An 11,992-nucleotide genomic window follows, 5' to 3' on the forward strand; every position below is an offset into this window, starting at 1 on the left:
ACTGCGCGATGGGAATCCGGTTCGGCGGGGACTACAACCCCGAGCAGTGGCCCGAGGACGTACGGGCCGAGGACCTCGTCCTCATGAAGCAGGCACACGTCACGATGGTGACCGCCGGGATCTTCTCCTGGGCGGGGGTCGAACCCCGGCCCGGCACCTACGACTTCGGCTGGTTCGACCGCGTCATGGACGGCCTCGGCCAGGCCGGCATCGCGGTCTGCCTGGCCACCATGACCGCCTCACCACCGCCCTGGCTCCCTCACCGGTACCCGGAGACGCTCCCCGAGGACGCCGACGGCACCCGCCGCTGGCCCGGCGCCCGCCAGCACTACTGCCCCTCCAGCCCGGTCTACCGCGAGCACGCCGTCCGCCTCGTCGAACGCCTCGCCCACCGCTACGCCGGCCACCCCGCGCTCGCCCTGTGGCACATCGGCAACGAGTACGGCTGCCACACCCGGCAGTGCTACTGCGACGTCTCGGCCCGCGACTTCCGCCGCTGGCTGCGCGAGCGCTACGGCACCGTCGAAGCGCTCAACGACGCCTGGTCCACCGCCTTCTGGGCGCAGGGCTACGGCGACTTCGAGGAGGTGCTGCCGCCGCGTACGGCGCCCACCACCCCCAACCCCGCCCAGCAGCTGGACTACCTCCGCTTCAGCGACGACGCGCTGCGCGCCTGCTACCTCGCCGAGAAGGAGGTACTGGACCGGGTCACCCCGGACGTGCCGGTCACCACCAACCTCATGCCGGACCACAAGCCCGTCGACGCCTTCGCCTGGGCCCGCGACATGGACGTCATGGCGCTGGACTTCTACCAGGACCCCTACGAGCCCGACGACCACATCCGCGCCGCCTACAACTTCGACCTGATGCGCTCGGCCCGCGAAGGACAGCCCTGGCTGCTGCTCGAACAGGCCCCCGGCGCCGTCAACTGGCGCCCCCGCAACGGCCCCAAGCCGCCCGGCGCGATGCGCCTGTGGAGCTGGCAGGCCGTCGCCCAGGGCGCGGACGCGGTGCTCTTCTTCCAGTGGCGGCAGTCGCTCGGCGGCGCCGAGAAGTTCCACTCCGCGATGGTGCCGCACGGCGGCACCGGCACCCGGATCTTCCGCGAGGTCACCGAGCTGGGGCGGGAGCTGGCCGCCGTACCGGGCATCGCGGGCACCCGCTCCGAGGCGCGGGTCGCGCTGCTCGCCGACTGGGACAGCCGGCGCGCCCTGGAGCTGGACTCCCGCCCCTCCACCGCGCTGCGGGCGCCCGAGCGGGCCCTGGCCCACTACCGCCCGCTGTTCGAGGCGGGCGTCGCCTGCGACGTCGTCCCGCCGGACCGGGACCTGACCGGCTACCGCCTGGTCGTCGTCCCCAACCTCTACCTGCTGCGCACGGAGGACGCCGAGCGGCTGGCCGCGTACGTACACGGCGGCGGGCACCTGCTCGTGTCGTTCTTCTCCGGCATCGTCGACGCGCACGACCGGGTGCACCCCGGCGGCTACCCGGCGCCGCTGCGCGAGGTACTGGGCCTGCGGGTCGAGGAGTTCTGGCCGCTGGACGAGCGCGCGGCCGTGCCGCTGCGCGGGCGGTACGCGGGGCGCGCCGATCTCTGGGCGGAGGACATCGTCCTCGAAGGCGCGGGCTCCGTCGTGGACTTCCTGTACGACGGGCTACGGCCCGCGATCACCCGGCACGCCCACGGCCGGGGCACCGCCTGGTACGTCGGCACCCGTCCCGACCCGGCGCTGATGCGGGCCCTGATGGACGACGTACGGGAGGCGGCGGGCGTCACGCCCGTACTGCCGGGGCTGCCGCCGGGCGTACAGGCGACCGTGCGCTCCGGGGCCCACGAGCGGTACCTCTTCCTGCTCAACCACGGCCAGGAGCCGGCCGAGGTGGAGCTGGAGCGGCCCATGACCGACGCGCTGGCCCAGGCCACACCGCGGGCGGCAACCGTGCATCACCTCACCCTGCCCGCCCGCGGCGTGGCCGTCCTGTCGGAGCCGGGCCCACGGGCCGGCTCCTGATCCGCGGCCCCGGACGGCGGGGCGGTCAGGGTCTGCCGGCGGCCGTAGCGCGACGGTCGCCGGCCACCGTACCGGCCGGGGCGCGGCCGCCGGTCCACGCGCGCCTCACGGCACCGAGACCGACGCCGACGGCACCGGCTGCGCCGCCGGGGACGACGGGGGCGGCTCCAGCTCGACGGGCCCCACCCCGGCCCGGCGCGCCAGCGCCACGGCCGCGAGCGTGGAGTGCACGCCGAGCTTGCCCAGGACGTTCTGCATGTGCGTGCGGACCGTGTGCGGAGAGAGGAACAGCCGCTCCGCGACCGCCTTGCGGCCGAGCCCCGCGACCATGCAGCGCAGCACCTCGCGCTCGCGCGGGGTCAGCGACTCCACCAGCCGCTCGCTCTCGGTGCGGTGTTTGCGGGCCGCTGTCAGCTCCCGCAGTACGCCGGTGAGGAGCGCGGGCGGCAGATGCGTCTCGTCCCGCAGCACGCCGCGGATCACGGCCAGCAGGCGGGAGAGCGAGCAGTCCTTCGCGACCCAGCCGCCGGCCCCGGCCTGCAGGGCGGACGCGGCCCTGCGCGGGTCGTCCTTCTCCGCGAGCACCACGGAGCGCACCATCGGATGCGCGGTGCGGACCGAGATGACCAGCGATATGCCGTCCACGGGCGCGCCGTCGGCCGTGCCGTCGCGGTGGCCCTGCGGCCGGATGGGAACGGAAGCGAGCGGTGCGACGGCGGCGCCGAGGTCGGCGTCGACGAGCATGACGTCGAAGCGCCGGCCTTCGGAGGCCGCCCGCTCCAGACTTCGCAGGGCCGCCGGTCCGCTCCCGGCCGCCGCCACGTCCACGTCCTGTTCGGCCGCGAGGGCGGCCGCCAGGGACTCGGCAAAAATGCGGTGGTCGTCGACCACCAAGACCCGGATGCGTTGCACTGAGGACCCCCTGTCTCGGGGAAACGGGCAGAAACGGGTACGTGCGCCCGGGGGCGGGGTCGCCACAGCGGCACGGCCGCCGCCGTGCTGCGTCGCTGTCCCGTCCCGGGCGCCGTACCCTCACCTCCCCGCGCCGCGTTCGGCGGGAGAGGGTCCAGCTCGCCCCCTGATCGGCACCGGCCCCCACCGGTGCTCTGTTCAGCGTACGTACGGGGTCCGGCAACGGAAGCCGATTGGCAAAACTGCCCGACCCATGTGTTCAGGGTGGGGCAGGCTGCTCACCACGAGGCACCAGTAGCGGGTGATCGGCTCATTCCGGCCCGTTACCGCCGGACGCCGACGGGGCAATCGGCCAGTCGCGCGGACCGGCTGACAGCGCATCAGGGATGTGCGGGGGCGCGCTTTCGCGCCCCCGCCGCCGCCCGGTTCACGCCAGCCGCCGGGCCCCCGCGCTCGGCACGGCGGTGAAGATCCGCGGCGCGGCGTGCCCGGCCGCCGCGAACGCCTCGGTGACCGCCTTGCCCACGGTCTCCGCCGCCGCCTCTTCCACCAGCACGATCGCCGACCCGCCGAAGCCGCCGCCGGTCATCCGGGCGCCCAGCGCGCCGGCCTCGTTCGCCGCCTCCACCACGAGGTCCAGCTCGGCGCAGGACACGGCGAAGTCGTCGCGGAGCGAGGCGTGCCCGGCCGTCAGCAGCGGGCCGATGCCGCGCGGGTCGCCCGCCTCAAGGCGCGCCATGACGTCCTGCACCCGCCGGTTCTCGGTCACGATGTGCCGTACCAGGGGCCGCACGGCGGCCTCGTCCGCCAGCGACTCCAGCGCCTGGCGCAGGCCGTCGTACGCCACATCGCGCAGGGCGCGTACGCCCAATGCCCGCGCGGCCCGCTCACAGCCGGCGCGGCGTTCGGCGTACGCGCCGTCACCCAGCTCGTGCTGCACGCGGGTGTCGACGACGAGGAGGCGCAGCCCGGCCGCGGCGAGGTCGAAGGGGACCTGGCGGCGGGTGAGGTCGCGGGTGTCCAAGAGGAGGGCATGGCCTTCGGTGCAGCAGGCCGAGGCGGTCTGGTCCATGATCCCGCAGGGCACGCCGACGAAGGCGTTCTCGGCGCGCTGGGCCAGCCGGGCCAGCTCCTGGCCGTCCAGGCCCAGGCCGTACAGGTCGTTCAGCGCCAGGGCCGTGGCGACCTCCAGGGCCGCGGAGGAGGACAGCCCGGCGCCGGTGGGGACGACGGAGTCGAAGTGCAGGTCGGCGCCGCCGCCCACCGGGAGTCCGGCCTCCCGCATCGCCCACAGGACACCGGCCGGGTACGCCGCCCAGCCGCCGTCGGGCGCCGGCCGCAGGTCGTCGGTGCGCAGCTCGACGATGCCGCCCTTGACGTTGCCGGAGTGCAGGCGCAGCACGCCGTCGGTACGGGGCGCGGCGGCGGCCGTCGTGGTGTGCGGGAGGGCCAGCGGCATGACGAAGCCGTCGTTGTAGTCGGTGTGCTCACCGATCAGGTTGACCCGTCCGGGCGCCGCCCATACCCCTTCGGGGGCGGTTCCGTAGACCTCGCGGAAGGCGGCTGCGGTGCCGGCTGCGCCGGGCTGCGTGTGTGTCACTCGGACTCCCTTGTCCTGGGGAAGCCGGGGCTCCGCCCCGGACCCCGGTCCTCAATCGCCGGACGGGCTTGGATTGCCGGACGGGCTTGGATTGCCGGACGGGCTTGAAAAGGCTATGAATTGGCGAACGCCCACGCGTCCGCCACGATCTCCGACAGGTCCGCGCGGCGCGGCTGCCAGCCCAGGCGGTCGATGGCGGTCTGGGCCGAGGCGACCAGGACCGCCGGATCGCCGCCGCGGCGCGGGGCCACGACCTCGGGGATCGGGTGTCCGGTGACCGTGCGGACGGTCTCGATGACCTCGCGGACGGAGAAGCCGTTGCCGTTGCCGAGGTTGCAGATCAAGTGCTCGCCCGCGACGGCGGCGTCCAGGGCCAGCAGATGGGCCTCGGCGAGGTCGGCGACGTGGATGTAGTCGCGGATGCAGGTGCCGTCCGGCGTGGGGTAGTCGTCGCCGAAGACGGAGATCGACTCGCGGCGGCCCTGGGCGACCTGGAGGACGAGCGGGATGAGGTGCGACTCGGGGTCGTGCCGCTCGCCGCAGGCCCCGTAGGCGCCCGCCACGTTGAAGTAGCGGAGGGACACGGCCGCCAGGCCGTGCGCCGCGCACTCGCCGCTGATCATGTGGTCCACGGCCAGCTTGCTCGCGCCGTACGGGCTGGTCGGCGCGGTCTCGGCAGCCTCGGTGATCGGCGTGGCCGTCGGCTCGCCGTACGTCGCGGCCGTCGAGGAGAACACCAGGGTGCGCACGCCCGCGACGCGCATCGCCGCGAGCAGGTCCATGGTGCCGCCGACGTTGTTCCGCCAGTACTTCTCGGGGTCCACGACGGACTCGCCGACCTGCGAGAACGCGGCGAAGTGCAGCACGCCGTCGAAGGAGCGGTCCAGCCATTTGGCCGCGTCCTGGACCCGGCCCTCGATGAACTCCGCGCCCTCGGGGACGCCGACGCGGTGGCCGGTGGACAGGTCGTCCAGGACGACCACCTGGTGGCCGGCCTCCAGAAGGTGTGCCGCCACGACGCTGCCGACGTATCCCGCTCCGCCGGTGACCAGGTACTTCTTGCTCACGCGCTCGCTACCTCTCGCAGTCGCTGCGCCGCGGCTTCCGGCGGCACATCGTTGATGAACACATTCATGCCGGATTCGGAACCCGCGAGAAACTTCAGCTTGCCGGGAGTGCGTCGGATGGTGAAGAGCTCTAGGTGGAGGGCGAAGTCGGCGCGGTGCGGGGTGCGCACCGGCGCCTGGTGCCAGCCGGCGATGTACGGCGTCGGCGGCTCCCCTTCCCCGAAGATCCGGTCGAACCGTCGCAAGACTTCCAGGTAGAGCTGTGGGAATTCTGTGCGGGCCGCCTCGTCCAGCGCGAGCAGGTCGGGGACCCGGCGCCGCGGGTAGAGGTGCACCTCGTACGGCCAGTGCGCCGCGTACGGGACGAAGGCCACCCAGTGCTCGCCCTCCAGGACGACGCGGCTGCCGTCGGCGAGCTCGTCGGCCACGACGTCGTCGAAGAGGTTGCGGCCGCCGGTACGCTCCCGGTGCGCGGCGGCCGAGGCGAGCATCCGCTCGGTGCGGGGCGTGACGAAGGGGTAGGCGTAGATCTGGCCGTGCGGGTGGCCGAGGGTCACGCCGATCTCGGCGCCGCGGTTCTCGAAGCAGAAGACCTGCTCGACGTCCGGGAGCTCGGAGAGCTCGGCGGTGCGGTCGGTCCACGCCTCCAGGACCACCGCGGCCTGCTCCTCGGTGAGGTCGGCGAAGGAGGCGTGGTGGTCGGAGGTGAAGCAGACGACCTCGCAGCGGCCGGTGGAGCCGGCGAGCGAGGGGAAGCGGTTCTCGAAGACCGCGACGTCGTAGTCGGCGGCGGGGATCTCCGAGAGCCGGCCCTCGCGCGAGGGGCACAGCGGGCACTCGTCGGCCGGCGGGTGGTAGGTCCGGCCCTGGCGGTGCGAGGCGACGGCGACGGAGTCGCCGAGGAGGCGGTCGTGACGGATCTCGGAGGCGGTGGTGACCTGCGGGAGGGGGCGCTCGTCGACGGCGTCGCGCACGACGTCGTCGCGGGAGTCGTAGTAGATGAGCTCCCGGCCGTCCGCGAGCCGCGTGGACGTCTTCTTCACTGTTGCTCCTCGCCAGAAATCCTCGGCAGACGACCAAACACAAACAAACATAATGAACCACGAGCCAACAGTCCCGTCAACGCCGGGGACGGAGCGATGCGTCCGTAGCACCCAGCGTCACCAAGGGAGTCACTCGATCACGATCCAACAAACAAAACCAACAAAAGTGTTCAGTTTCCGAGCGACCGCGCGTAACTTTCTGCTCGTTCAAGCCACCGGCGCCACGCAACGAAGCGAGACCCCATGATCACGATGGCCGAAGGGCTACGCCTCCCTACCAACGGGCTCGACTACACCATCCTGGCGATCTACTTCGCCGTCGTCCTGGGCATCGGCTTCGCCGCCAAGCGCAGCGTGAAGACCAGCCTGGACTTCTTCCTCTCCGGCCGGTCGCTGCCCGCGTGGGTGACCGGCCTCGCGTTCGTCGCCGCCAACCTCGGCGCCACCGAGATCCTCGGCATGGCCGCCAACGGCGCGCAGTACGGCGCGTACACCGTGCACTGGTACTGGATCGGCGCCATCCCCGCCATGGTCTTCCTCGGCCTGGTGATGATGCCCTTCTACTACGGCTCCAAGGTCCGCTCCGTACCGGAGTTCCTGCTGCACCGCTTCGGGCCGTCCTCGCACCTGCTGTCCTCGATCATCTTCGCGGTCTCCTCCGTGCTGATCGCGGGCGTGAACCTCTACGCGATGGCGATCGTGCTGGAGGCGCTGCTGGGCTGGCCGGAGTGGGTGGCCATCGTCGTCGCCGGCTTCTTCGTCCTCGCGTACATCACCATCGGCGGCCTGTCCTCCGCGATCTACAACGAGGTCCTGCAGTTCTTCGTCATCCTCGCCGCGCTGATCCCGCTGACCATCGTCGGCCTCAAGCGCGTCGGCGGCTGGGACGGGCTCACCAGCAGCCTCACCGACTCCCACGGCGGTGACTTCCTCACCGCCTGGGGCGGCACCGGCATCGGCGAGTCCAACCCGCTGGGCGCCAACTGGCTGACGATCGTGCTCGGCCTCGGCTTCGTGATGAGCTTCGGGTACTGGACCACCAACTTCGCCGAGGTGCAGCGCGCGCTGTCCGCGAAGAACGGCTCCGCCGCCAAGCGCACCCCGCTCATCGCCGCCTTCCCCAAGATCTTCATCCCGCTGGTCGTGGTGGTGCCGGGCCTGATCGCGCTGGTCATGGAGCCCTCGCTGGGCAAGACCAAGAGCGGCCTGCAGTACAACGACGCCATCCCCGTGCTGATGCGCGACCTGCTGCCCAACGGCGTCCTCGGCATCGCCGTGACCGGCCTGCTCGCCGCGTTCATGGCCGGTATGGCCGCCAACGTCTCCTCGTTCAACACGGTCTTCACCAACGACATCTGGGGCGCGTACCTGAAGAAGGGCCGCGAGGACGCGTACTACCTGAAGACCGGCCGGGTGGTCACCGCGGTGGGCGTGCTGATCGGCATGGGGACCGCGTTCATCGCGTCCTCGTTCAGCAACATCATGAACTACCTGCAGACGCTGTTCTCGTTCTTCAACGTCCCGCTGTTCGTGGTCTTCATCATCGGCATGTTCTGGAAGCGGACCAGCGCCGCCGCCGGCTTCTGGGGCCTGCTCTCCGGCACCGTCGCCGCGATGGTCAACTACTTCTGGTTCTACAAGCAGGGCGTCATCTCGATCCCCTCCGACCAGGGGGCCAACTTCGTCTCCTCGATCGTGGCGTTCGTCGTCGGCGCCGTGGTGATGTTCGTGATCACCCTGGTCACCAAGCCCAAGTCCGCGGAGTCGCTGGCCGGTCTGGTCTACGGCACCCGCTCGCCCGGCATGGAGGAGCTGCCCGCCGAGGGTGACGACGCGTGGTACCGCAAGCCCGCCCTGCTGGGCTGGAGCGCGGTCGTCCTCGCCGCCCTCTGCTACATCCCCTTCTCCTTCTAAGGGCCGTAAGGAGCACACCATGAGTGACTACCAGCACGAGGTCGAGGAGCTGGAGGCCAAGTCCGCGACGGCGGCCCGGCTCTTCGACGTACGCCGCATCATCGGCGGACTCTTCGTCGTCTACGGCGTGATCGTCACGATCGCCGGCATCACGGCGTCCGACGCGGACCTGAAGAAGGCCCAGGACATCAACATCAACCTCTGGACCGGCCTCGGGATGCTCGTCCTCGGCCTGTTCTTCCTGGCGTGGATGAAGCTGCGCCCGGCCGAGGCGCCGGCCCCCGAGGAGACCGGCGCCACGACCGGCGCGTCGGACTGACCCGACGCGGATTCACTGCGGCGGGGCCTGCTGCGGCCCCGCCGCGTTGTTGTTCGCGTTGCTGATCGCGGCCCGGTCCAGCAGGCCCGTACGGGCCGCCAGCGCCGCCGCCTCCAGCCGCGAGCCCACCCCGAGCTTCATCAGCACCCGCTGCACGTGCGTACGTGCCGTGCTCGGCGCGATGCCCATACCGGCCGCGATGAGCCGGGTGTCCTCGCCCTCGGCGACCCGGACCAGCACCTCCACCTCGCGCGGGGTCAGCATCTGCAGCAGCCGGGCGCCCTCGTCGTCGGGCTGCGCCGCCGGATGCAGCAGCTCCTCGAAGGCCTGCTGGAGCAGGGCCGGGGCGATCGCCGCCTCGCCCGCCCTGGCCTTCATCATCGCCCGCTCCACGCCCTCGATCCGCTCGTCGTGGCGGACGTAACCGGAAGCACCGGCGGCGAACGCCGCGGCGATGCCCCGCGGGTTGGGCACCGGACCGAGCACCACGACCGCCACCTGGGGCCGCTCCTTCTTGATCCGTACCACCGGGTCGAAGGCCCCCGGCTCGGCGGGCGCTGCCGTCCCCAGGAGGCACACCTCCGGCGCTCTGCTCACCACCAGATCCGCCGCCCCGGCACTCGGCGCGGCCGCCGCGAGCACCCTGTGCCCGCGCAACTTCAGTGCCGAGGCGAGCGCCTCGGCGAGCAGGCGGTGGTCGTCGACCACCATGAGCCGCACGCCCATTCAGCAACCCCCCATTCCCCGGCGAACCCAGCCCCCCGGCCCTCGCCGGGCCCCTTTGCATCCGGAAGCTACACGCTTGTTCGACATCGCGCGCCCCCTACCGGGCAGAAGCCCGTCGGAATGCTGAAATCCCGGCCATTCTGGGCCACTTGCCGCCCGACGCCGATCATTTTCTTCCAGAGGTGGGCAGGCACGGTACCGGAACCCGGCACACCGCACTCCGGCGCACCACCTGCGCCGCCGACGCCCCGGAGAACGACGGCGGCCCCGCCCTACGCGAGGTAGGACGGGGCCGCCGGACAGGCCCTCGGGCCTGCGGTTTCTCAGCTGCCGAAGGCCAGGCCCAGGTACTTCCCGTCACCCAGGCCGTACTTGGTGCCGGACATGATGTCCTGGTTCAGGAACAGCCGGCCGTGCTCGTACACCGCGCGGGTCATGCCGGGGCGCAGCGAGCGGGCCGCGTCGGCGGTCTCCTTCGGGAGGTTGAGGAAGACCGTCTTCTTGCCCTGCTGGGCCGGGTCGATGCTGAGGACCTGGCCGCCCTTGTCGCTGTAGCCGTCCTGGTAGGCGATGAGCTTGTCGCCGGCCATCCGCAGGGGCGCGATCTCCTGGTTGACCTCCGAGGACGCCTTCCAGGTCGCCGACCCGGTCTTCAGGTCGAAGGCGACGATTTCGTTCTGGTTGTCGAAGGTGTCGCCGCCCACCGCGTCGTGCGGCTTGGAGGGCATGTAGAGGTACTTGTCGTCCGCCGTGGCGGTGACGCAGCGCTCCACGCCGCCGGTGATGCCGCAGTTGGGCTTGTACTTGTCGTCCTGCAGCGGGATCTGTGCCTGCTGCTTGCCCGAGTCGTCGATGACGACCATGTCCGTGATACTGGGCTCGCCGGCGGCGATGCCGATGACGACCGGGCCGTTGGTGGAGACCACCTCGGCGCTCTGCACGCCCTTGGGCGCGTCGTAGGTCCACTTGGGCTTGCCGGTGGCCGGGTCGATCTCCTGGACCTGGGTGGTCTGCGAGCCGTACTCACCGCAGCGCAGGATCGCGACGAGCTTCTTGCCGCCGCCGATGCCCCGGTCCAGGCACTGCATCGAGGGGTCGTTGCCGTTGTCGCGCTTGTGCCACAGCTCCTTGCCGGAGATGTCGTACGCGGCTTCGCCGTTGCCCGGCCAGGAGGCGACGACCGCGCCCTGGCTGAAGGTGACGCCCATGCCGATGCTGGAGGCCTGGTCGCCGCCGGGCATCGTCTTCGTCCAGTCGAACTTGCCGGAGTCGATGTCCAGCAGCGCGATCCGACTGCAGGGCTCGCGCTCGTTCTCCCCCTTGCGCGGGCCGGCCTCGAAGACGACCGCGGCCTTGCCCTCCTCGGTGGCGTACGGCGAGGCGCCGCAGACGATGCCGTCCATGGGGAGCTTGTACTTCGGCTTCTTCGCGTCCAGGTCGTAGCCGACGATCTCGCCCTTGCCTACCTTGGCGTACGTCTTCGCCGTCGCCCAGGCGCCGTTCATCGTCACCACCGACTTGTCCGGCGAGGGCATCGGCACGTTGAAGAGCAGCTTGCCCGTGGAACTGCCGGGCTTGGTCTCGGGGTTCAGCGCGACCTTGCCGCCCTTGAGCACCACCGGCGCGTCTCCGCCCTTGCCGCCGCCGGCGCCGCCCTGGCCGCCGCCGTTGGCGTTCGGCGCCGGCTCGTCACCGCCGCCGCTGTTGGCGAACCACACGCCGCCGCCCACGATCAGCGCGACCGCGACCACCGCGGCGACGACGATCATGATGCGGGTGCGCTGCTGATTGCCGCCTCCGCCCTGCGGGGGCATGCCGCCGCCGGGGAACTGCGCGGCGGGCGGGTAGGGGGCGCCGTACGGGCCGGGGGCGCCGGGCTGACCGGGCTGACCGGGCTGACCGGGCTGACCGGGCTGACCGGGCTGACCGGGCTGCTGCGGGTAGCCGTAGCCCGGGCCCTGGGCCGGGTAGCCGTAACCGGGCTGCGCGCCGTACGGACCGGGCGGGGGCCCCTGCGGCGGCTGACCGGGGGCCTGCGGCGGCGGGGCCTGCGGCGGCTGCCCCGGAGCCTGGGGCGGCTGCGGCGGGGCCTGGGGCGGCTGCGGCGGCTGGTTCGGCGGCTGCTGCGGCTGCTGACCGGGCTGCTGCGGGTAGCCGTACGAAGGATCCTGGGGCGCGCCGAAGCCGCCGGACGGCGGCTGACCGGGCGGTGGTGGCGGCTGCGGCGGCTGGGTCATCGGGTCGTTACCTCTTCACGCCGGCCCATGGCTCCGAATCGGCCTCCCCCGCGACCCCGAGCGGCAAAGCCCCCAGGATGGAGTGAATCAGACATAAGGCTCGGCAATTAACGGCACTTGAGCGGGAGTTCTTTGTACCACTCGCCACCGACACCGCACCGG

General features: G+C 71.9%; 9 protein-coding genes. 3 read left to right on the top strand and 6 right to left on the bottom strand.

Annotated features, from left to right (window positions below; all coding sequences use genetic code 11):
- The first annotated feature begins 8 nt into the window (after positions 1-8).
- On the top strand, positions 9-2,012 hold the full coding sequence (locus ACZ4MH_RS15610; protein WP_351597028.1) for a beta-galactosidase: 2,004 nt from the start codon (positions 9-11) through the stop codon (positions 2,010-2,012).
- A gap of 105 nt (positions 2,013-2,117) precedes the next feature.
- Here ACZ4MH_RS15610 and ACZ4MH_RS15615 read toward each other — a convergent pair whose 3' ends face one another.
- The 4 genes from ACZ4MH_RS15615 to galT all read right to left on the bottom strand — a co-directional run bounded on the left by ACZ4MH_RS15615 (position 2,118) and on the right by galT (position 6,634).
- The gene (locus ACZ4MH_RS15615) at positions 2,118-2,924 is read right to left on the bottom strand and encodes a response regulator transcription factor (RefSeq protein WP_351597025.1); all 807 of its coding nucleotides are present in this window, start codon (positions 2,922-2,924) and stop codon (positions 2,118-2,120) included.
- Between the two features lie 427 nt (positions 2,925-3,351).
- Positions 3,352-4,524 carry a galactokinase gene (galK, locus tag ACZ4MH_RS15620; protein WP_351597022.1) on the bottom strand — a complete coding sequence of 391 codons (1,173 nt, stop codon included), beginning with the start codon at positions 4,522-4,524 and terminating at the stop codon, positions 3,352-3,354.
- Between the two features lie 113 nt (positions 4,525-4,637).
- On the bottom strand, positions 4,638-5,591 hold the full coding sequence (gene galE, locus ACZ4MH_RS15625) for a UDP-glucose 4-epimerase GalE (protein ID WP_351597020.1): 954 nt from the start codon (positions 5,589-5,591) through the stop codon (positions 4,638-4,640).
- The gene (gene galT, locus ACZ4MH_RS15630) at positions 5,588-6,634 is read right to left on the bottom strand and encodes a galactose-1-phosphate uridylyltransferase (RefSeq protein ID WP_351597017.1); all 1,047 of its coding nucleotides are present in this window, start codon (positions 6,632-6,634) and stop codon (positions 5,588-5,590) included. The genes galE and galT overlap by 4 nt, the downstream gene beginning before the upstream one ends.
- 243 nt (positions 6,635-6,877) lie before the next feature.
- On the opposite strand from galT, the gene ACZ4MH_RS15635 reads away from it, so the two are divergent.
- A complete protein-coding gene (locus tag ACZ4MH_RS15635) occupies positions 6,878-8,548 on the top strand; it encodes a sodium:solute symporter family protein (protein ID WP_351597014.1) in 1,671 nt (556 codons plus the stop codon).
- Positions 8,549-8,567: 19 nt separating this feature from the next.
- Positions 8,568-8,867: a hypothetical protein gene (locus tag ACZ4MH_RS15640; protein WP_351597011.1), complete on the top strand. Its 300-nt coding sequence runs from the start codon at positions 8,568-8,570 to the stop codon at positions 8,865-8,867.
- A gap of 12 nt (positions 8,868-8,879) precedes the next feature.
- Here ACZ4MH_RS15640 and ACZ4MH_RS15645 read toward each other — a convergent pair whose 3' ends face one another.
- Together ACZ4MH_RS15645 and ACZ4MH_RS15650 are read right to left on the bottom strand one after the other, a co-directional pair.
- On the bottom strand, positions 8,880-9,593 hold the full coding sequence (locus ACZ4MH_RS15645; RefSeq protein WP_351597008.1) for a helix-turn-helix transcriptional regulator: 714 nt from the start codon (positions 9,591-9,593) through the stop codon (positions 8,880-8,882).
- 323 nt (positions 9,594-9,916) lie between these two features.
- Positions 9,917-11,830 (bottom strand): outer membrane protein assembly factor BamB family protein, encoded by a 1,914-nt coding sequence (locus ACZ4MH_RS15650; protein WP_467754533.1) that lies wholly within the window; start codon positions 11,828-11,830, stop codon positions 9,917-9,919.
- Positions 11,831-11,992 lie beyond the last annotated feature (162 nt).

This window comes from Streptomyces sp. NPDC026301, from assembly GCF_055567935.1.